Origin of the sequence: Aromatoleum toluvorans (assembly GCF_012910905.1) — a bacterium.
GTDB classification, from domain to species: domain Bacteria; phylum Pseudomonadota; class Gammaproteobacteria; order Burkholderiales; family Rhodocyclaceae; genus Aromatoleum; species Aromatoleum toluvorans.
In genome coordinates, this window is record NZ_WTVN01000035.1 from 1 (window position 1) to 20463 (window position 20463).

General features: G+C 69.5%; 17 protein-coding genes. 8 read left to right on the forward strand and 9 right to left on the reverse strand.

Annotated elements, in window-relative coordinates:
* Positions 1-859 (reverse strand): branched-chain amino acid ABC transporter permease (locus tag GPA22_RS18415; RefSeq protein WP_169257519.1); only part of this gene is annotated, 859 nt, incomplete at its 3' end.
* Between the two features lie 160 nt (positions 860-1019).
* On the opposite strand from GPA22_RS18415, the gene GPA22_RS18420 reads away from it, so the two are divergent.
* Positions 1020-1640, forward strand: coding sequence for a trimeric intracellular cation channel family protein (locus GPA22_RS18420; protein WP_169257520.1), 621 nt, complete (start codon positions 1020-1022; stop codon positions 1638-1640).
* Positions 1641-1768: 128 nt separating this feature from the next.
* Positions 1769-2203 carry a large conductance mechanosensitive channel protein MscL gene (gene mscL / locus GPA22_RS18425; protein ID WP_169257521.1) on the forward strand — a complete coding sequence of 145 codons (435 nt, stop codon included), beginning with the start codon at positions 1769-1771 and terminating at the stop codon, positions 2201-2203.
* A gap of 37 nt (positions 2204-2240) precedes the next feature.
* Here mscL and GPA22_RS18430 read toward each other — a convergent pair whose 3' ends face one another.
* From GPA22_RS18430 to GPA22_RS18450, 5 genes are all read right to left on the reverse strand, one after another.
* Positions 2241-2882 (reverse strand): MBL fold metallo-hydrolase, encoded by a 642-nt coding sequence (locus GPA22_RS18430; protein ID WP_169257522.1) that lies wholly within the window; start codon positions 2880-2882, stop codon positions 2241-2243.
* An 83-nt stretch (positions 2883-2965) separates the two neighbouring features.
* On the reverse strand, positions 2966-4069 hold the full coding sequence (gene modC, locus GPA22_RS18435; RefSeq protein WP_169257523.1) for a molybdenum ABC transporter ATP-binding protein: 1104 nt from the start codon (positions 4067-4069) through the stop codon (positions 2966-2968).
* Positions 4066-4737, reverse strand: a complete 672-nt coding sequence (gene modB, locus GPA22_RS18440; RefSeq protein WP_169257524.1) for a molybdate ABC transporter permease subunit — start codon at positions 4735-4737, stop codon at positions 4066-4068. Before modB ends, modC begins: the two co-directional genes overlap by 4 nt.
* A 13-nt stretch (positions 4738-4750) precedes the next feature.
* Complete coding sequence (gene modA, locus GPA22_RS18445; RefSeq protein ID WP_169257525.1) at positions 4751-5503, reverse strand: molybdate ABC transporter substrate-binding protein; 753 nt, start codon at positions 5501-5503, stop codon at positions 4751-4753.
* Positions 5504-5556: 53 nt separating this feature from the next.
* A complete protein-coding gene (locus tag GPA22_RS18450; protein WP_169257526.1) occupies positions 5557-6378 on the reverse strand; it encodes a TOBE domain-containing protein in 822 nt (273 codons plus the stop codon).
* Positions 6379-6847: 469 nt separating this feature from the next.
* Here GPA22_RS18450 and GPA22_RS18455 point away from each other — a divergent pair, with 469 nt between their 5' ends.
* Genes GPA22_RS18455 through GPA22_RS18475 form a run of 5 tightly spaced genes read left to right on the forward strand, consistent with a single transcriptional unit; the run spans position 6848 to position 13135 of the window.
* Positions 6848-7798, forward strand: a complete 951-nt coding sequence (locus tag GPA22_RS18455) for a phosphate/phosphite/phosphonate ABC transporter substrate-binding protein (RefSeq protein ID WP_169257527.1) — start codon at positions 6848-6850, stop codon at positions 7796-7798.
* 15 nt (positions 7799-7813) lie between these two features.
* Positions 7814-9880: a putative bifunctional diguanylate cyclase/phosphodiesterase gene (locus GPA22_RS18460; RefSeq protein ID WP_169257528.1), complete on the forward strand. Its 2067-nt coding sequence runs from the start codon at positions 7814-7816 to the stop codon at positions 9878-9880.
* A complete protein-coding gene (locus tag GPA22_RS18465) occupies positions 9877-10458 on the forward strand; it encodes a hypothetical protein (protein ID WP_169257529.1) in 582 nt (193 codons plus the stop codon). The genes GPA22_RS18460 and GPA22_RS18465 overlap by 4 nt, the downstream gene beginning before the upstream one ends.
* Complete coding sequence (locus GPA22_RS18470; RefSeq protein WP_169257530.1) at positions 10455-11552, forward strand: c-type cytochrome; 1098 nt, start codon at positions 10455-10457, stop codon at positions 11550-11552. Before GPA22_RS18465 ends, GPA22_RS18470 begins: the two co-directional genes overlap by 4 nt.
* A complete protein-coding gene (locus tag GPA22_RS18475) occupies positions 11549-13135 on the forward strand; it encodes a SulP family inorganic anion transporter (RefSeq protein WP_169257531.1) in 1587 nt (528 codons plus the stop codon). Before GPA22_RS18470 ends, GPA22_RS18475 begins: the two co-directional genes overlap by 4 nt.
* Before the next feature lie 56 nt (positions 13136-13191).
* On the opposite strand, the gene GPA22_RS18480 is transcribed toward GPA22_RS18475, so the two are convergent.
* The gene (locus tag GPA22_RS18480; RefSeq protein WP_343036095.1) at positions 13192-13560 is read right to left on the reverse strand and encodes a hypothetical protein; all 369 of its coding nucleotides are present in this window, start codon (positions 13558-13560) and stop codon (positions 13192-13194) included.
* 136 nt (positions 13561-13696) lie between these two features.
* Positions 13697-15304, reverse strand: coding sequence for a methyl-accepting chemotaxis protein (locus GPA22_RS18485; RefSeq protein ID WP_169257533.1), 1608 nt, complete (start codon positions 15302-15304; stop codon positions 13697-13699).
* 278 nt (positions 15305-15582) lie between these two features.
* Between GPA22_RS18485 and GPA22_RS18490 the strand changes: the two genes are divergently transcribed.
* A complete protein-coding gene (locus GPA22_RS18490) occupies positions 15583-17223 on the forward strand; it encodes an ATP-binding domain-containing protein (RefSeq protein WP_169257534.1) in 1641 nt (546 codons plus the stop codon).
* 39 nt (positions 17224-17262) lie between these two features.
* On the opposite strand, the gene GPA22_RS18495 is transcribed toward GPA22_RS18490, so the two are convergent.
* The gene (locus GPA22_RS18495; protein WP_169257535.1) at positions 17263-20454 is read right to left on the reverse strand and encodes an efflux RND transporter permease subunit; all 3192 of its coding nucleotides are present in this window, start codon (positions 20452-20454) and stop codon (positions 17263-17265) included.
* Positions 20455-20463: the final 9 nt, after the last annotated feature.

A 20463-nucleotide genomic window follows, 5' to 3' on the forward strand; every position in this document is an offset into this window, starting at 1 on the left:
CCGCAAAACCGCCCGGAAACAGCAGCAGCGCGAGCAGCATCAGCACATAGGGCACGACATCCTTGGCCCCTTCCGGCAGCGCGATCCCGGCGAGCGCCTCGGCGACGCCGAGGAACACCCCGCCCGCCAGTGCCCCCGGCAGGCTCGTCACGCCGCCCAGCACCGCGGCGGGAAAGGCCTTCAGCGCCACCAGCCCCATGTTCGGATGGATGAAGGTCACCGGCGCCAGCAGCAGCCCCGCGACCGCCGCGAGGCCGGCACCGAGCGCCCACGCCAGCGTGTGCATGCCGGCGACCGACACGCCCATCAGCGCGGCGACCTGCGCGTTCTCCGAACATGCGCGCAAGGCCAGCCCCGCGCGCGTGGCGCGAAAGAACAGCGTCAGCACGCCGGCCAGTGCCGCCGTCGTGACGATCACCGCGACATGCTCGGCCGCCAGCACGACTCCGCCAACGTGCACGCTCTCCCCCGCGAACGGCAGCGGCAGGCGATGCATGGTGTGGCTCGCCGCCGGCACCGCGCCCACCGCACCGCGCATCACCATGCCCAGCCCGAAGGTCAGCAGCAGCGCCGTCAGGTGCGTGCGGCCGGGGGCGCCGCGCAGCACCGTGCGTTCGAGCAGCGCGCCGAACGCCGCCATCGCCGCGACGCCCAGCCCCGCCGCCGCGGGCAGCGGCAAACCGGCCGCGTGATGCAGCGCCAGCACCACGAACGCGCCGAGCATCAGCAGTTCGCCCTGCATGAAGCTCACCGTTTCGGTCGCCTTGTAGATCAGCACGAAGGACAACGCGACCAGCCCGTACACGCAGCCGGTCGCGACACCGCTCGCGAACACCTGGATCAGCGTGAGCGCGGTCATAGGTGCGGGGGCGACGCCATCGCGGGGGAGAAAGGAATCATGCGCATTCCGGAAAAAGTCCGCCACGCGACGCGGCGGCGGGCGAAAGGTCCGATTATGCCAAGCGCGGCGCGGGCCGGGCCGCTCCAACGGCGGGCAGCAGCGGTGTTATGCTCATCCGATGCCTCCCATCGACACTCTCGTCTACTCGATCGGCCTCGCCGGCGTCGCCGCCCAGGCCGCAGCCGGCGTGCTCGAGGCCGGCAACAAGCGCTTCGACCTCTTCGGCATGATCGTGGTCGCCCTCTCCGCCTCGCTCGGCGGCGGTTCGCTGCGCGACATGCTGCTCGATCGCCGCGTGTTCTGGATCGCCGACCAGAGTTACCTCGTCACCGCCGTGCTCGCCGCACTGGCGGCCTTCGCGCTGGCGCGCGTGATGCGCCTGCCCGCGCGCCTGTTCCTGCTGCCCGACGCGATCGGCCTCGCGCTGTTCACGGTGAGCGGCACGCAGGCAGCGCTCGCGCTCGACGCCCCGTGGCTCGTCGCGAGCGTCATGGGCGTCATCACCGGCGCCTTCGGCGGCATCGTGCGCGACGTGCTGTGCAACGAGGTGCCGCTGGTGTTCAGCGGCGCGCTCTACGCCACCGCGTCCTGGGCGGGCGCGCTGCTGCTCGTGGCGCTGACCACCCTGGATGTCGCGCACGCGTGGTCGGCCCTCCTCGCCGGCTCCCTGACCCTCGCGCTGCGCCTCGCGGCGATTCATTTCGGCTGGCACCTGCCGCTGTTCCGCGCGCGGCTGTAAGGCGCTACGCCGTGCCGCGGCGCCGCACGCGATGACGTGCGAAAGGCGGGAAAGATGGCAAACTATGCACATCGGCACGAGCAGCGCGCCGAACCGTGACCCATCAACAACCCGGGAGGTTATCGAGCATGAGTTTCCTGCGCGAGTTCAAAGAGTTCGCGATGCGCGGCAACGTCGTCGACCTGGCGGTCGGCGTGATCATCGGCGGCGCATTCGGCAAGATCGTCGAATCGCTGGTCAAGGACGTAATCATGCCCATCATCGGCCGCCTGCTGGGCGGCGTCGATTTCAGGCACTTCTACATCAACCTCGGCGACAAGACCTACGAATCGCTGGAAGCGGCCGAAAAGGCCGGCGCGCCGCTGGTGAAGTACGGCGCATTCATCAACACGACGATCGACTTCCTCATCATCGCGTTCGCGATCTTCGTCGCGATCAAGGCGATCAACCGCCTCAAGCGCGCCGAAGCGCCCGCGCCGGCGCCGGACCCCGAACCCGCGCCCGAGCCGGAAGACATCAAGCTGCTGCGCGAGATCCGCGACGCGCTCAAGCAGCGCGCCTGACGCGACCGGGAGGGCCGCCGCCCTCCCCCTCCAGCCCCTACGCGTGGTCGCCGACGTAGGGGTTGCTGCGGCGCTCGTCGCCGAAGGTCGAGGTCGGGCCGTGGCCCGGCACGAAAGTGACGTCGTCGCCGAGCGGGAAGAGCTTGTCGCGGATCGAGTGGATCAGCGTCGCGTGGTCGCCCTTGGGGAAGTCCGTGCGGCCGATGGAGCCGGCGAAGAGCACGTCGCCGACGATCGCGAGGCGCGCGTCCGCGTGGAAGAACACGACGTGGCCGGGCGTGTGGCCGGGCGTATGGATCACGCGCAGCGTCTCCTCGCCCACCGTCACCGTGTCGCCCTCATGCAGCCAGCGGTCCGGCTCGAAGGACTCGACGTCGGGGAAGCCGAACATCTTGCTCTGCTGCGGCATCCCGGCGATCCAGAAGCGGTCTTCCTCCTGCGGCCCCTCGACCGGCACGCCCAGCTCGCGCGCGAGCTTCGCGGTGCCGCCGGCGTGGTCGATGTGGCCGTGCGTGATCAGCAGCTTCTCGATCGTCACACCCAGCTTGTCGGCCGCGGCGCGGATGCGCTCGAGGTCGCCGCCCGGGTCGACCACCGCGCCCTTCATCGTCCGGTCGCACCACACGATGCTGCAGTTCTGCTCGAAAGGGGTCACCGGGACGATGCGCAACTGGATCATGGCTGGCCGTGGATTCGTTGGTAAGTCGCACAGTTTAACGTGCACTCAATTGGCGCGCGGATTTCCCCGCCGCCCCAGCCCGCTCAGCGCAGCAGCGCGACGCCCTTGACCTGCGCGAAGAGCGCCATGCCCGGCACGATCCCCAGCTGCACCGCCGAGCGCGTCGTGATGCGCGCGAGCAGCGCGCGGCCGGCGCAGTCGAGCCGCACCAGCGTGCGCCCGGGGCTCGCGCCGTCGAGCGACACGACGCGCGCCGGCAGCACATTGAGGATGCTCGAATCGTGGCGTTCCGCGAGCGCGAGGCTCACGTCGCGCGCCAGCACGCGGGCGCGCACCTGCGCCCCGAGCGGCGCGTCGAGGCCGGTGATCCACAGCGGCAGGCCGCCGAATTCGAGCCGTGTCAGCGCGAAACGCTCGTCGTGCGCGGCGACCTGCGCCTCGACGACGACGAAGGCATCCTCGTCGCGCGCGAAGGGCAGGTCCAGGCGCGGCAGCACCTCGGCGATCGCACCCGACGCCTGCACGCGCCCGTCGCGCAGCAGCACGACGTGGTCGGCGAGGCGTGCGACCTCCTCCGCGGCATGGCTCACGTACACCACCGGGATGTCCAGCTCGCCGTGCAGGCGCTCGAGGTAGGGCAGGATCTCCGCCTTGCGCGGTGCGTCGAGCGCGGCCAGCGGCTCGTCCATCAGCAGCAGGCGCGGACTGGTCGCGAGCGCACGCGCGATCGCGACGCGCTGGCGCTCGCCGCCCGACAGGCGCTCGGGCATGCGCTCGAGCAGCGGCTCGATGCCGAGGAGCGCGATCGCGTGATCGAGCGACACCCGCCGCTCGGCCGCCGTGACGCGCCGCATGCCGAATTCGAGGTTGCGCCGCACCGACAGGTGCGGGAACAGGCTCGCCTCCTGGAACACGTAACCGAGCGGGCGGCGATGCGTCGGCACGAACAGTCCGCGCGCCTCGTCCTGCCACACCTCGCCGCGCAGCGCGAGAAAGCCGTCGCGGGCGCGCTCCAGGCCCGCGAGACAGCGCAGCAGCGAAGTCTTGCCCGAACCCGACTGCCCGAACAGTGCGCTGACGCCGCGCGCAGGCAGCTGCAGCGCGGCCTCGAGCGCGAAACCGGGCCAGGCGAGCCGGAACCGCGCCTCGATGCCACCGGTCGCGGCCGGCGCCGCGGCGCGGCTCATCGCGCGCTCCCGCGCTTGCGGCGGTTGAGCAGCAACAGCACGAGGAAGCTGAACACGACCATGCCCGCGGAGAGCCAGTGCGCCTCGGCGTATTCCAGCGCCTCGACGTGGTCGTAGATCTGCACCGACACGACGCGCGTCTTGTCCGGGATGTTGCCGCCGATCATCAGCACCACGCCGAACTCGCCGACCGTGTGCGCGAAACCCAGCACCGCCGCGGTGACGAAGCCCGGGCGCGCGAGCGGCAGCACGACGCTGAAGAAGGTGTCGAGCGCGCCCGCGCGCAGCGTCGCGGCGACTTCCAGCGGCCGTTCGCCGATCGCCTCGAAGGCCTGCTGCAGGGGCTGGACGACGAAGGGCAGGGAGTAGAACACCGAGCCGACGACCAGCCCCGCAAAGCTGAACGGCAGCAGGCCGATCCCCAGCGCCTGCGTGAGCTCGCCGATCGGTCCGTGCGGCCCCATCGTCACGAGCAGGTAGAAGCCGATCACGGTCGGCGGCAGCACCAGCGGCAGCGCGACCACCGCGCCGACCGCGCCCTTGAACGCCGAACGCGTGCGCGCGAGCCACCACGCCACGGGCGTGCCGATCACGAGCAGGATCGCCGTCGTCACGGCCGCCAGTTCCAGCGTCAGGCGGATCGCCCCGAAGTCGACTGCGCTCATCATCGCTGCGCCCGCCTCACAGCCCGTAACCGTAGGACTTGATGATCGCGGCCGCCTTCGCGCCGCGCAGGTAGTCGGCCAGCGCGCGCGCCGCCGGCTTGTCGCGCCCGGCGGCAAGGATCACCGCGTCCTGGCGCAGCGGCGCGTGCAGCTCGGCCGGCACCTGCCACGCCGAACCGCCGGTCAGCCGGCCGTCCACCCACACCTGCGACAGCGCGAGGAAACCCAGCTCCGCGTTGCCGCTGGCGACGAACTGGTGGGTCTGGGCGATGTTCTCGCCCGTGACGAGTTTCGGCGCGAGCGCATCCGCGACGCCCAGCTTGCGCAGCACCGCCATCGCCGCCGCGCCGTAGGGCGCGGTCTTCGGGTTGGCGACGGCGAGATGCGCGAAGGCGCCGCGCTTGAGCACCTCGCCCCTGTCGTCCACGACGCCGGGCTGCGCCGACCACAGCACCAGCCTGCCGATCGCGTAGGTGAAGCGGCTGCCCGCGACCGCCACGCCCTCCTGTTCGAGCTTCGCCGGCGTGGTGTCGTCGGCGGCGAGGAAAAGCTCGAAGGGCGCGCCGTTGCTGATCTGCGCGTAGAACTTCCCCGTCGCGCCGAACGCGAGCCGCACCTTGTGGCCGGTGTCGCGCTCGAACTCGGCGGCGATCTTCTGCATCGGCGCGGTGAAGTTGGCGGCGACCGCGACGCTGACTTCGGCGGCCGGAGCGGCCCTGCACGACAGGACGGCGGCGGCGCACAGCAGGCAGGCGAGAACGGCTTTCATCGGAGCCCCTTGACGGCAGGAACGGCGCAAAGACGGATGGATGGTACGGGGGTTCAGTCCCAGGCCGCGAGGATCACGCTGGAGGACTTGAAGATCGCGCACGCCGGCACGCCGACCGCGAGGCCGAGGGCCGCGCAGCTGCCGTGCGTGACGACCGCCGTGACGCTGCGCCCGGACGGCAGCTGCAGCGTGACCTCGTCGTTGACCGAGCCCTCATGGACCGCCGCCACCTCACCCCACAGGCGGTTGCGCGCGGTGATACGCAGGTCGCCGTCGGTCATCAGCAGCACCGACGAGGACTTCACCAGCGCGCACACCTCCTTGCCGATCGCGAGGCCCAGGTTCTCGGCGCTTTCCTTTGTGATCACCGCGACGATCTCGGTGTCGCGATCGAAACGCAGCCGCACCTCGTAATCGACGCCGCCGTCGCGCAGCCCGGTGATCGGGCCGGTGAACTGGTTGCGCGCGCTGGTCTTCATCGCCATGCGGTGCATCAGGGTCTGGAACTCGCGGATGCCGACCGGCCCGATGTCGTCGAGGCGCGCGGCGAGGCGATCGAGCGTCGCCTGGTATTCGATCTCGAGCGCACGGTACATCGCGACGACGCGCCGGCCGTACTCGGTGAGCTGCGTGCCGCCGCCCTGGCGCCCGCCGGTGACGCGCACGACGAGCGGCTCGGGGGCAAGGTTGTTGACCGCGTCGACCGCGTCCCACGCCGCCTTGTATGACAGCGGCACGGCCTTCGCCGCCTGGCTGATCGAGCCGCGCCGGTCGATTTCCTCGAGCAGGCGAATGCGGACATCGGACAGCGCCGTGCCGGCTTCCGCCCCGATGGCGAGACGCGCGAGAAAGCGATGCGGGGCGGGATCGGTCATGTCTTCCACCATCCTATGGTCATCAATATATAGCGATTACCATGCCAAGAAGCGAATCGCCATGGACGGCCGGATAATCCCGCGAAACGTCGGGATCCTGGCGATCTCCGCGCTGGCAGACGCGACATTTTATGTATAGCAGACAATATAGCGTGTCACATTTCCGACAAACCCGACAAGGCGTGCGCCCAGGCAGGGGAACTCACGCAATATCTTCACGGAACCGGACCTCGAACCGGGGGGATGCGCGCCACGGCCGTGATCAAGCCTCGCACGTCGTCCCCGGCGTGCCAAGCTACAACTTTCGTGCAATACGTCACGCGCATCGGAAGCCTAGGGCCTTGAATTCTGTTGCCATCCCGTTCATGCTGCCCGCGCGTAAGATCTAGGTCACCAATAACAAGAAAGCGAAGCTCACGCGCCCAGGTTAACGGCGCGGGACTATTTGATCCACAAGGGGACGGCTGGAATGACCGAGGGAATCAAGGGCGCGCGGGACGCCAGGCGAACGCTCGCCGATACGCGCGCGGGTACTGCGCTCGCCGGCCGCCGCCGCATCATGCTCGGGCTGCTGGCTGGCCTCGGGCTGTCGCTGGCCGAACGCTCGATCCCGGCCGCACTGGCCGCGAGCGAGCCGCCGCTGGTGATGGGGATCTTCCCGCGGCGTCAGGCGACGCTGACCACGGAGCTCTACGCACCACTCGCCGCCTACCTCGGGCGCGAGCTCGGGCGCGAGGTCCGGATCGTCACCGCGAAGGATTTCGACGCGTTCTGGGATGGCGTCGAACAGCGGCGCTTCGATATCGTCCATTACAACCAGTTCCACTACGTCCGCTCCGCCGACAAGTACCGCGTGATCGCGCACAACGAGGAGTTCGGCACCGGCACGGTCGCCGGCGCGCTCTATGTCAGGAAGGACAGCGGCATCACCGCGATCGCACAGCTGCGCGGGCGCAAGATCGTGTTCGGCGGCGGCACGGACGCAATGATGAGCTACATCCTGCCGAGCTACCTGCTGCTCGAGGCGGGGCTGAAGCCCGGCGACTACGAGACGGTGTTCTCCAAGAATCCGCCCAATTCGCTGATCTCGCTGTACCACGGCCAGGCCGACGCGAGCGGGGCGGGCGACATCCTGATTGATCTGCCGGTGGTGCGCGAGGCGATGGACACCGCCACGGTCACCCACCTCGGCATGACCGAGCGCGTGCTGCACCTGCCCTGGGCGGTGCGCAAGGACATGCCGCAGGCGCTCGCCACGCGCATCCAGGCGCTGCTGGTGGGGCTCAAGGCACGCGAAGAAGGGCGCGCGATCCTCGCCCGGGCCGAGATGACCGGCTTCGGCCCGGCGCGCGACGCCGACTACGATCCGCACCGCCGCATCATCCGCAAGGTCATGCCGGCGATCGATATCCCGCGCTGAGCACGGAGAGCGCCCTTGCGCCTCGCGAGCAAGTTCATCCTCACCGTGGCCGGCATCCTGTCGGTCACGCTGGCGCTGAACACCTGGTTCTTCCTGCGCAGCCAGAACCACCTCGTGGAACAGCAGCTCAACGAGCGCGGCCGCGTGCTGGGCCACCTGATCGCACTGATCAGCCCCGAGGCGATCCTCGGGCTCGATTTCCTGACCCTCAACGGCTATGCGCGCGAGGTCAGCCGGCAACGTGACGTGGTCTATGGCGTCATTGTCGACAATGACGAGCGGCCGCTGACGTCGTATGTGAACGGCGACGATCCGCACATCCGCAGCAGCCTCGGTGTCGCCGGGCCGGCGCCGGATCATCTGCCGCCGCCCCGCCTGCGGACGCTGATCCGGGAGCTCGCGGCGCTGCCCGACGTGATCCCGATCGAGTTTCCGATCGTCCACGACGGTCGCCCGCTGGGCCGCCTGCAGGTCGGCATCAGTCGCGCGGAACTGGCCACGCAGGCGCGCGAGCAGCTTCTTCTGCAGTTCGGCATCTATGCGGCGATCATCCTGTTCCTGAGCGTCGCGATCTACCTCGTGTTCCGCTACAGCGTGATGCGCCCGGTGCAGCACCTGATCGAGGTCTCGCGCGACGTCGGGCGTGGCGAATTCACGCTCGTCCCGGTGACCTCCGACGACGAGCTGGGGCGCCTCGGCGAGACCTTCAACGCGATGACGCTGGAGATCCAGCGCGAGCAGGCCAAGCTGCACTACCAGGCGAACTACGATTCGCTGACGGCCCAGCCGAACCGCATGCTCGCGGTCGAGCGGCTGCAGCAGGAGATCCGTTCGGCGCATCGCCAGCAGCAGCGCTTCGCGCTGATGTTCATCGACCTGAACGACTTCAAGATCGTCAACGACACGATGGGGCACGCCGCGGGTGACCGCCTGCTCGCGCACGTGAGCGCCAACATCCGTGCGCGCCTGCGCGAGGAAGACACGCTCGCGCGCCTCGGCGGCGACGAATTCCTGGTGCTGCTGCCGCGCCTCGGCGAGGCGAACGACGCCAGGGATGTGGCCGGACGGCTGCTCGAGGCGGTGGCCGAACCGGTGACGCTGGACGGCCGCGACGTGGTCGTGCACTGCAGCATCGGCATCGCGCTGTACCCCGACGACGGGGAATCGGTCGAGGCGCTGATGGCCAACGCCGACAACGCGATGTATCAGGCGAAAAAGCCCGGACGGACGCCGATCTGCTTCTTCACGGCGGAGATGAACGCACAGGTGCATGAGCGCATGCGTCTCGAGCAGGATCTCAACAGGGTTGTCGCGCGTGGCGAACTGCAGCTCGCGTTCCAGCCCATCTTCCGCGCCGATGATGGCGCCTACGTCGGCGCCGAGGTGCTGCTGCGCTGGCGGCACCCCGAACGCGGCTTCATCTGCCCGGCGACCTTCATCCCGCTCGCCGAAAGCACCGGCCAGATCGTCGCGATCGGCGAATGGGTGCTGCGCGAGGCGGGGCGACAGCTGCGCCGCTGGCTGGACGCGGGACTCGCGCCGGGCTATCTGGCGGTCAACCTCTCGCGCGTGCAGTTGCGCGAGGACCTGGAGCAGCTGATCCGCGAGGTCCTCGACGATAACGACTTGCCGCCGCAGGCCCTGGAGCTCGAGATCACCGAGAACGTCCTGCTCGACGACCACCAGCAGATCAACGCGGTGCTGGGACGGCTGCACGCGCAGGGGCTGCGCTTCAGCCTCGACGACTTCGGCACGGGTTACTCCTCGCTCAGCTACCTGCGCCGCTTCTCGTTCGACACGCTGAAGATCGACCGCAGTTTCGTCGCGCCGCTGCGCGACGACGCCGAGGCCGCCGCGCTGGTGCGCGCGATCGTCGCGATGGCGCACAGCCTCGCGCTGAAGGTGATCGCCGAGGGAGTGGAAACCCCCGCACAGCAGGAATTCCTGAAGGGCCTGAACTGCGACTACCTTCAGGGCTACCTGTTGTCGCGCCCGCTCGACGCCGACCACTTCACCACCTTCCTCGCCTGCTGCGCGCGCAAGTCCCGACCCGCAGGCAGTTCACCGGTGCTTCTCCAATGAGCCCCACCCAGCCCGACGCCGCGCTCGCCGCCATGCGCAACCGCCAGCGCGCCGTGCGCCAGGCGCGCGGCAAAGTCCTGCTGCGCGGCGCGCTGGGCGCCGCCGCCGTCGTCGGCTTCGTGCTGTGGGCCCATTTCGCCTCCGGCCGGCCGACGTTCTCGCCGCACGGGGCGCCCGAGCCCGGCTGGGAGGCGTTTCGCAACGCCTATGGCGTCGACGCCTTCGGCCGCGACGGCTATTTCGTGCGCGCGATCCAGAACGGCTACAACCTCGTGCACCACACGCACAAGTACGCGTGGCGCTTCACGCGCAAGGGTGCCCACGACCATCCGAACGCGTGCAGCGACTGTCACGACGCGGAGGCCCTCGCTTACGCCTTCGCGGCCGGCGATCGCTTCGACGCGCGGCTCGGGCGACGGGTGTCCTTCGAGGAGCGCGTGATGCGCTGCTACGCGACACATCTCGACGGCTTCATCCCGACGATCCACGAGCCGGCGGTGCGCGACATCCGCATCTTCGCCCGCATGGTCGCCCACCACCTGCAACTCGGCGAAGGCGCGCTGGGGCACGCACGGTGAAGCCGCTCGCGCCGGCCTGGCGGAAGGCCATACGACTTGCACTGCTGATCGGCGTGCTGCTCGCGCTGTACGCGCTCGCGCTCGCGAAGCACGACGAACGCGCGCGCATCCGCGAGCAGCCGGTGACGCTCACGCCGGGCTGCGCCGACAAGCTCGCCCGCTACGGCCTCGCCGCCGGAGCGACCTACGTGTCGCCCTACGCGCTCGCGCGCACCGGACAGGCGACCGTGCGCCGAGGCTACAGTGAGGAGGACGTGCGCGCGATCGAGCGCGGCTGCAACATCATCGACGACCTGCAGGGACAGCTCGCCGCGGACCCGGCGCGCGAACGCTGGAACGCGACGCGCTTCGTGCGCGGCACCCACACGAGCTGCGACCACTGCCACCAGGGCATCGGCGACAAGCAGACCGCGGCCGGCGTGCCGCAGCCCGGCTCGCTGAGCCTCGCCGCGTCGTGGGTCATGGCCGACATGTACGACCAGTTCACCGGCATCCTGCTGCCCTACGAGCTGCGCCAGATGCAGTGCTACATCAACTCGTCGAACGGCTACAAGCCGAACATCGCCGACGACCTGATCCGCGACGTCACCGCGTATGGCCGCTTCCTCGCCGCGGCGCTCGACCTGCGCTTCGGCAACCGCTATCCGGAACAGGGTATCGACGAGGTGACCGCCTCATCGACACTCAAGCGCGGCGACGACTATGTCCGCGGCGGCGCGCTGTTCAGGGAGAAGTGCGCGCGCTGCCACGGCCCGCAGGGGCTCGGGACGGTCGTCGACGGCAAGGTGCTGTTCCCGGCAGTAGCCGGGCCGAACGCGTTCAACCTGCAGTCGCGCAACAACTTCTCCTTCGTGTCGACGATCCTGCCGGGCTTCATCTGCCGCAACATGCCGCTCGGCGAGGAGGGCACGCTCTCCAACCAGGACTGCCGCGACATCGCCTTCTACGTCAGCAACCTGCCGCGGCCCGCCGGCGACAAGCAGGGACCGCTCGCGGCGCTGTGGCAGCAGCTGATGATGCACGTGATGCCGCCGCTGATCCATACCGTCGAATCCTGGCAGCGGCCGGGCGAAACCGTGGGGAGCGGGACGTGAACGTGAAGACCGGCGTGTTTGCGTGGGCACCGCCGCGCGCGGGCGCACTCGGCAACGAGTTGCTGATCGGACTGACGCTCGCGATCGTCGTGCTGCCGCAGGCGATCGCGTTCTCGACGACGCTGGCCGGCCTGCCGTCGTATTTCGGCCTCTACTGCGCGATCTGGGGCGTGCTGTTCACGGCGCTGCTGAACCCGTCGCGGGTGTTCCACGGCGGGCCCAACAGCACGCTGTCGGCGGTCGTCGGCGTCACGCTGCTGCCGGTCGCGCCGCAATTCGGCCCCGACTACATCGGCTATGCGCTGACGCTGTTCCTGCTCGCGGGGCTGATCCAGCTGGTGTTCCTCGCGGTGCGGCCGCTCGGGCGGATGCTCGACTTCGTCAGCGAACCGGTCGCCAACGGCATGATCTGCGGCATCGGCCTGTACATGATTTTCAAGTCATTCCCGGCCTTCGCCGGACTGCCGATCAACACCCAGGTCGAATGGCGCCTGTGGATCGCCTGGCAGAGCTTCCTCGCGGTGCTCGAGATCGGCAACCTGCACGCGATCCACATCGGCCTGATCACGCTGCTCGTGACCATCGTCGCGCGCCAGTTCGCAGCCCTGCGCAACTGGGCGATCCTGCTCGGCATCGTCGCCGGCACGCTGTACTCGGAATGGCTGAACGCCCGCCTCGGGCTCGCTGCCACGCTGGTCGAACAGACCGCCAACGTCTCCGCCGCGGGCTTCGTGTACCCGTCCGTGCCGCTGGTTGCCCAGGAGGCGATGCCCGACATCATCAGCATCATCCCCGGCGCGGTCACGCTCGCGCTGTTGGGCCTGTTCCAGACGGTCGCCGCGATGCGGCGCATGAACCGCCGCAGCGGCCAGTTCGTCGACGCGCGCCACGGCATCTTCGCCGACGCGCTCTCCAACTGCGTGCTGCCCTTCATCTCGGCGCTGCCGACCTGCGCATCGTTCAACCGCATGTCGCTGATGCACGCGATGAACACCGGCAGCCGGCTCGCCGCCGTCTCGTCGGCGCTGTTCCTGCTCGCGCTGGTGAGCTTCTTCGGCGACTTCATCGCGATCATCCCGGTGCCGGCGATGGCCGCGATCATCATGGTCGTCGGCGCCAACATGATCGACTGGTCGGACATCCGCGCGCACTTCCAGCACCGCCCCGAAGCGATCGTGTTCAGCGCCTCCTTCCTGTCGGTGCATCTCTTCGGCCTCTTCGGCGCGGTGATCTGCGGCTCGCTGCTTGCCCTCGCCTATGCGAAGTGGGAGAAGGCGCATCCCAACGTCAGCCTCGAGCACAACGTGTTGCGCATCCGCGGCAACATCTATTACGGCTCGCTGCCGGTGATCGAGTCGCTATACCACCGGGCCAGCACCGACGCGCGCATCGACGAGCTGATCGTCGATTTCTCCGCGGTCCACCACATCGACCCGGAAGGCATCCGCTGGCTCGCCGAGGTCGGCAGGAACGGGAAGGTCCGCTTCATCGACCGGCGCAGCGGGCAGGACCGGCGTGCCGTTTCGGGCGAATCCCCGCCCGACCGCAAGCGCCGCGACCGCCGCCGCCGGCACACGCTGTAGCCGCCGCCGGCACTTCCCGTGCCGGGCAGCGTGACGATCGGGCGCGGACCAAGCGCTTACTTCTTCGCGATGGTCGCGTCCTCGACCAGCAGCGGGTACATGTAGCCCGAGCCGAAATCGCGGTCGAGCGTGACGTTGCCGGTGACGACGACTTCGTCGCCGACCGCGGCAGTGTCCTTGCTCGTGACGATGAGGTTGTTGGTGCCCTGTTCACCCGAACCGTCGCGCACGTGGACGAAGTTGCGGCCCATGATGCCGTTGTTCACCTTGACCACCTTGCCGCTGACCTGGATCGCCTTGCCCGACAGCGCGGCCTTTTCCTGATACACGGCGGCGACGGTCTTGACGGCGGCGTCCTCGGCGAAGGCCGCGGGGGCGACGGAAGCGAGCATTCCGGCGATGACGAGGGCGAGAATTTTCTTCACGAACAGACTCCTGCTGATGGGTCCGCATGCGGACAGGAAGGCAATGCTGCAAGCGGGCATTGTATACCCCTGCCGCGGCGGCGGGCGCATGACGTCCGACTGAGACGATGCCGCGCCCGCACGTGCCGCGGATGCATCAGGCGAGGCGGAAGCGCCCCGCGGTGCCCTGCAGCTTCGCCGCGACTCCTTCGAGCTGCTGCGCGGCGGTCGCCGTCTGCTTGACCGCGGCGCTGTTTTCCTCGCTCATCTGCGCGGTCTGCTCGACGCGGCGCGCGATCTCGTTGCTCGCGGTGGACTGCTCGTGCAGCGCGCTGGTGATGTCCTCGACCGCCGCGACGACGTGGCGCGCCTGGTCGGTCAGGACGCTCATCGCCTCGCCCGCCTCGCGCGACAGCGCATCGACGCTGCCCATGTGCGCAACGACCTTCTCCATGCTCGCGACGGCGTCGTGAGTGACGTTCTGCACCTGCGCGATCATCTCGGTGATCTCCTGCGTCGACTTGCCGGTGCGCTCGGCGAGCTTGCGCACCTCGTCGGCGACCACCGCGAAGCCGCGCCCCTGCTCGCCGGCGCGCGCCGCCTCGATCGCGGCGTTGAGCGCCAGCAGGTTGGTCTGGTCGGCGATGTCGCGGATGACGCCGACGATCGACGAGATCTGGTCGGAGAAGCCGCCCAGCAGGCGGATCTGCTCGGCCGTGTGGCCGACCGCGGTGGCGGTGACACGACCGCTCTCGACCATGCGCGTGACGATCTCGTGGCCTTCGGCGGACTTGCGCCCCGACTCGGTGGCGGCGCTGCGCACGTCCCTCGCGTGGTCGGACACCTGGGCGATGCTGACCGACATTTCCTCGACCGACGCCGCCATCGACGAGGCCGCCTGCGACTGCTGCTCGGTCGAGCCCGACAGCTGCGTGGTCGTCGCGACCAGTTCCCCGCTCATCGACGCCAGGCCGTCCGCGTGTTCCTGCATGTGCGCGGCGATCTCGCGCAGGTTGCCCTGCATCGCACGGCAGGCGGCCAGCACCTTCGCCAGCTCGTCGCGGCCGTCCACGTCGAAGGCGTGCGTCAGGTCGCCCGCCGCGATGCGCTCGGCGGCCTGCTGCACGGTCTGCAGCGGCTTGAGGATGGAGCGCAGCACGAATCCGGCATACACCGCCAGCGCGAGCGCGGCGACGACCGCGACGATGGCGATCTCCAGCAGGGTCTCGCTGCGCTTGGCGTCGAAGCGGCGGTCGGCGTCTTGGGCCTCGCGCCCCATCGACTCCGCCACCTTTGCCAGGTGTTCGCGGATGCGTTCGACGGTGGCGTCGGCCTCGTCGTCGATCGCATGGATCGTCGGATCGACTTCGTTGGCAGCGTTCAGCGTCGGCAGCAGACGCTTCTCGAACAGCGCCACGATCGCCTCGACCTCCCGGCGCGCCTGGGCCACCGCCTGCTTCTCCTCGGACGAATCCGCGGCCTCGTCGAGCCGCTGCAGGTCTGCGTTCGCCTCGGCATGCAGGGCGGCGAAATCCTTCTTCGCGGCATCGATATCGCGGTTGATGATCGTGTCGGCAAAGATCTGGTAGAACTGCGCTCCCAGCCAGGACGCCTCGGCTGCACGCGCCTGCGCCTGCGTCTTGGCAAAACCGTCGTCCTGGGCGTTGGCGAGATGGCTCATGCCGTACAGCGCGATTCCCATCACGGCGGCAAGCATGATGAGCGCGATGGCGACCATCGCCTGCAGACGGTGTTTGACAGACATTTCTTGTGCTCCCTGGCAATGCCGCGCGACGACTGCCGACGGCGTCCGGATCTTAACGGCAAAGCCGCAGGGATTTTGAGGTTTTATTTCACCGGATTGATCGGCGGACGACGCCCCGCAATGGTGCATCCGGGCGACGTTCAAGGCTTGGGGCGGGTCCCGGCCCTGCCCCTGATCATGCTATAGGCATTTTTTCACGGCACGCCGACCGACCGTCAATGCAATCGTCGGCATTGCGCGCTAGCATCGCGGCATCCCGACTACCCGAGGCCGCAACGATGGCACGCATCCACCCCGAAGGCTGGCAGCGCATCCCGGCGAGCGGGGCATTGGCGCGCGAACTCGAGACCCTGGCGACGCTGGCCGAAGGCTTGCCCGACGACCATGCCGTGTATCACGGCATCCACTGGACGCGGGTGAATCGCGACCACGCGCTGTTCGGCGAGATCGACTTCGTCGTCGTCGGCCCGAGCGGCCGGCTGCTGCTGATCGAGCAGAAATCGGGCTTCCTCGACGAGACCGCGGACGGGCTGGTCAAGGCCTACGCGAAGGCGAAGAAGAACGTCAGCGTGCAGATGGCGCGCAGCGCGGACCATCTGCGCGAGCGCCTCGGCGTCTTCCTGAAGGGCCACAAGGCGCGCATCGACGCGCTGCTCTACTGCCCGGATTACACCGTGCGCCAGCCGGGCAGCGCCGGGATCGACCCTGCGCGCATCGTCGACGCGAGCCGGCGCGAGCATCTCGTGGCGATCGTGCAGAGCCTGCTGCGCGACGACACGCGCGACCGCGTGGTGCTCGACAACATCGCGCGTTTCCTCACCGACGAGCTGGAACTCGTGCCGGAGGTGAACGCCATCGTCGGCCAGGCGGAGGCGCTGTACACGCGGCTCGCCGGCGGCCTGGCGGAATGGGCGCGGCGCATCGAGATGGAGCCCTTCCGCCTGCGCGTCACCGGCACCGCCGGCAGCGGCAAGACGCAGCTCGCGATGGCGGTGTTCCGCGACGCGCTCGCGGCGGGGCGGCGGCCGCTGTACGTGTGCTACAACCGCCCGCTCGCGGACCACATCGCGCTGATCGCGCCGCCCGGCGGCGAAGTCGCAACCTACCACCAGCTGTGCGACCGCGTGCTGCGCGCGCACGGCGCGGTGCCCGATTTCCGCCGGCCCGACGCGTTCGCCGAACTGGAACAGCGCTTCGGCGCGCTCGACGCGGGCGAGGCGTGGCGCTTCGACGAGCTGATCGTCGACGAGGGACAGGACTTCCGCGAGGACTGGCGCGACGCGCTGCTGCGCCTGCTGCGGCCCGGCGCGCGCGCGTGGTGGCTGGAGGACCCGCTGCAGAACCTGTACGAGCGCCCGCCCGTCGCGCTGCCCGGCTGGGTGCGCCTCACGAGCGAACGCAACTACCGCAGCCCGGGCGACATCCTGTCGGCGCTGAACCGCATGCTGCCGCTGGCGCGGCCGCTGGAGGCCGGCAGCCCGCTCACCGGCTCGGACGTCGAGATCCTGACGTGGGCGGATTCCGCCGAGCTCATCGACGCGACCAAGCGCGCGATGACGCGCGCGATCGGGCTGGGCTTCCGCCGCGACATGATCGCGACGATCACCTTCCGCGGGCGCGAACATTCGGCGTTCACGCCCTACGACCGCCTCGGCGCGCACCGCCTGAAGGCCTTCAGCGGGACCTACGACCTGTTGGGCAACCCGGTGTATTCGGACGGCGACTTCCTGATCGACTCGGTGTACCGCTTCAAGGGCCAGGCCGCGCCGTGCGTGATCTTCACCGAGATCGACTTCGCGGAGCTCGACGCGCTGACGGTGCGCAAGCTCTTCGTCGGCGCGACGCGCGCGAGCATGAAGCTGATCCTGGTCGTGTCGGAGCGCGCGGCCGGCCACCTGCTCGCCGGCCTCGACCGCTGACGGCCCGGGTGCCGTGTCCGGCCCCGGGCCTTGCCACGCTCAGCGCCCCGTCAGCGCGGCGGCGGCGGTGGCACTGACGGCTGCCGGCCCGCGCGCGGCCTCGCGTTCCGCGTCGCGCCCATGCGCGAGCCGGTACAGCACCGGCAGCACGAGCAGCGTGAGCACCGTCGACGACAGGATGCCGCCGATCACGACCGTCGCGAGCGGCCGCTGCACTTCGGCGCCGGTGCCCACCGCAATCGCCATCGGCACGAAACCGAGCGAGGCCACCAGCGCCGTCATCAGCACCGGCCGCAGGCGGGTGAGCGCGCCGTCGCGGATCGCGGCGTCGAGCGGCCGGCCCTCGTCGCGCAGGCCGCGGATGTACGAGATCATCACCAGCCCGTTGAGCACCGCGACGCCCGACAGCGCGATGAAGCCGACCCCCGCCGAGATCGACAGCGGGATGCCGCGCAGCCACAGCGCGAGGATGCCGCCGGTGAGCGCGAAGGGCACGCCGGTGAACACCAGCAGCCCGTCCCGGAGGTTGCCGAACATCGCGAAGAGCAAGGTGAACACCAGCAGCAGCGCGACCGGCACGACGATCTGCAGGCGCTTCGAGGCGCTTTGCAGCTGTTCGAAGGTGCCGCCCCAGGTCGTCCAGTAGCCGGCCGGCACCGCGACCGCGGCGGCGATCCGCGTTTCGGCGTCGGCGACGAAGGAGCCGATGTCGCGCCCGCGCACGTTGGCGGTGACGACGACGCGGCGCTTGCCGTTCTCGCGGCTGACCTGGTTGGGGCCGGGCGCGGAGCGGATCGTCGCGACGTCCCCCAGGCGCACGAAGCCGCGCGCGACGCCTTCCTCGGCGGCGGGCAGGCGGATCGGCAGGCGCCGGATCGCGTCGAGGTCGCTGCGCAGCGCCTCGGGCAGGCGCACGATCACGTCGAAGCGCCGATCGCCCTCGAACACCGCGCCGGCCTCCTGGCCGCCCAGCGCCGCCCCGACGCTCGCCTGCACGTCGGCGACGTTGAGGCCGCGCCGCGCGAGGCGGTCGCGGTGGATGTCGACGGTGAGCATCGGCAGGCCGGTGGTCTGCTCGACCTTGACGTCGGCCGCGCCGGGGATGCGTTCGAGCACCTCGGCGATGCGCTCGCCGGTCTCGGTCATCGTCTCCATGTCGTCGCCGAACACCTTCACCGCGACGTCGCTGCGTACGCCCGAGATCAGTTCGTTGAAGCGCATCTGGATCGGCTGGGTGAACTCGTAGTTGTTGCCGGGCACCTGCTCGACCGCCTCCTGGATGGCTGCGACGAGCTCGTCCTTCGGACGGCCGGGGTCCGGCCACTGCTCGCGCGGCTTGAGCATCACGAAGTTGTCGGCAACGCTCGGCGGCATCGGGTCGGTTGCGATCTCGGGCGTGCCGATCTTCGCGAAAATGGCATCGACCTCGGGGAAGGCCTTGACCGTCTGCTCGAGCTGCACCTGCATGTCGATCGACTGGCTCAGGCTGGTGCCGGGGATGCGCAACGCATGGAGCGCGACGTCGCCCTCGTCGAGGTTGGGGATGAACTCGCTGCCCATGCGCGTCGTGAGCAGTCCCGACAGCACCACGCACACCAGCGCGATCGTCAGCACCAGCGGCTTGCGCGCCATCGCCCAGTCGAAGGCCGGGGCATAGCCGCGCCGTGCCCAGCCCATGACGCGGCTTTCCGTCTCGCTGACCTTGCCCGACAGCAGCAGGGCGACCGCCGCCGGCACGAAAGTCACCGACAGGATCATCGCGCCGAGCAGCGCGGTGACGACGGTGAAGGCCATGGGATGGAACATCTTCCCCTCGACGCCGGTGAGCGTGAAGATCGGCAGATACACCACCATGATGATGAGCTGGCCGAAGAGCAGCGCGCGGCGCGCCTCCTTCGAGGCCACGAAGACCTCGTGGAAGCGCTCGTTGCGGGTCAGCGGGCGCCCGGCTGCTGCCTGCGCGTGCGCAAGGCGGCGCACGCAGTTCTCGACGATCACGACCGCGCCGTCGATGATGATGCCGAAGTCGAGCGCGCCCAGGCTCATCAGGTTGGCGCTGACCTTGTTGCCGACCATGCCGGTGAAGGTGAACAGCATCGACAGCGGGATCACCAGCGCGGTGATGATCGCGGCGCGGATGTTGCCGAGGAACAGGAACAGGATCGCGACGACCAGCAGCGCACCTTCGGCGAGGTTCTTCTTCACTGTGGCGATGGCCTTGTCGACGAGCACGGTGCGGTCATAGACGGTCTTGGCGACGACGCCCGGCGGCAATGTGCGGTTGACCGCCTGCAGGCGCGCGTCGACGGCGCGCGACACCTCGCGGCTGTTCTCGCCGATGAGCATGAACACCGTGCCTAGCACCACTTCGCGCCCGTTCTCGGTCGCCGCGCCGGTGCGCAGCTCCTTGCCCAGCCCGACCTCGGCGACGTCGCGGATGCGCACCGGCACGCCGCGCGCGTGGCCAACGACGATGTCGGCGAGGTCGTCGAGCGTCGCGACCTGCCCCGGCGCGCGGATCAGGTACTGCTCGCCGCTGCGCTCGATGTAACCGGCGCCGACGTTGGCGTTGTTGCGCTCGAGCGCCTCGACCAGATCGCCGATCGCGAGGCCGTGCGCGACCAACCGGTCGGGCAGCGGCGCGACCTGGAACTCCTTCGCGTAGCCGCCGACGGAGTTGATCTCGGTCACGCCCGGCACCGTGCGCAGCTGCGGCTTGACGATCCAGTCCTGGATCTCGCGCAGGTCCATCGGCGTGTAGGCGCTGCCGTCGGGCTTGCGCGCGCCTTCCTCGGCCTCGACCGTCCACATGTAGATCTCGCCGAGGCCGGTCGCGATCGGCCCGAGCCCCGGCGCGAGTCCCGCGGGCAGCCGCGCGCGCGCCTCCTGCATGCGCTCATTGACGAGCTGGCGGGCGAAGTAGATGTCGGTGCCGTCCTTGAACACGACGGTGACCTGCGACAGGCCGTAGCGCGACAGCGAGCGCGTCTCCTCCAGCAGCGGCAGGCCGGCCATCGCGGTCTCGATCGGGAAGGTCACGCGCTGCTCGGCCTCCAGCGGCGAATAACCGGGCGCCTCGGTGTTGATCTGGACCTGCACGTTGGTGATGTCGGGCACCGCGTCGATCGGCAGGCGCTGGTAGTTGTAGACGCCCAGCGCGGCCATGCCGAGCACCGCGAGCAGGACGAGCCAGCGCTGGGCGATGGCGAAACGGATGATGCGTTCGAACATGCGTGTCCC

Excerpts from the sequence above, each read along its gene's own strand:
- GPA22_RS18420 (WP_169257520.1), top strand. The coding sequence starts at position 1,020 with ATGCCTCCCATCGACACTCTCGTCTACTCGATCGGCCTCGCCGGCGTC.
- mscL (WP_169257521.1), top strand. The coding sequence starts at position 1,769 with ATGAGTTTCCTGCGCGAGTTCAAAGAGTTCGCGATGCGCGGCAACGTC.
- GPA22_RS18430 (WP_169257522.1), bottom strand. The coding sequence starts at position 2,882 with ATGATCCAGTTGCGCATCGTCCCGGTGACCCCTTTCGAGCAGAACTGC.
- modC (WP_169257523.1), bottom strand. The coding sequence starts at position 4,069 with ATGAGCCGCGCCGCGGCGCCGGCCGCGACCGGTGGCATCGAGGCGCGG.
- modB (WP_169257524.1), bottom strand. The coding sequence starts at position 4,737 with ATGATGAGCGCAGTCGACTTCGGGGCGATCCGCCTGACGCTGGAACTG.
- modA (WP_169257525.1), bottom strand. The coding sequence starts at position 5,503 with ATGAAAGCCGTTCTCGCCTGCCTGCTGTGCGCCGCCGCCGTCCTGTCG.
- GPA22_RS18450 (WP_169257526.1), bottom strand. The coding sequence starts at position 6,378 with ATGACCGATCCCGCCCCGCATCGCTTTCTCGCGCGTCTCGCCATCGGG.
- GPA22_RS18455 (WP_169257527.1), top strand. The coding sequence starts at position 6,848 with ATGACCGAGGGAATCAAGGGCGCGCGGGACGCCAGGCGAACGCTCGCC.
- GPA22_RS18465 (WP_169257529.1), top strand. The coding sequence starts at position 9,877 with ATGAGCCCCACCCAGCCCGACGCCGCGCTCGCCGCCATGCGCAACCGC.
- GPA22_RS18485 (WP_169257533.1), bottom strand. The coding sequence starts at position 15,304 with ATGTCTGTCAAACACCGTCTGCAGGCGATGGTCGCCATCGCGCTCATC.
- GPA22_RS18490 (WP_169257534.1), top strand. The coding sequence starts at position 15,583 with ATGGCACGCATCCACCCCGAAGGCTGGCAGCGCATCCCGGCGAGCGGG.
- GPA22_RS18495 (WP_169257535.1), bottom strand. The coding sequence starts at position 20,454 with ATGTTCGAACGCATCATCCGTTTCGCCATCGCCCAGCGCTGGCTCGTC.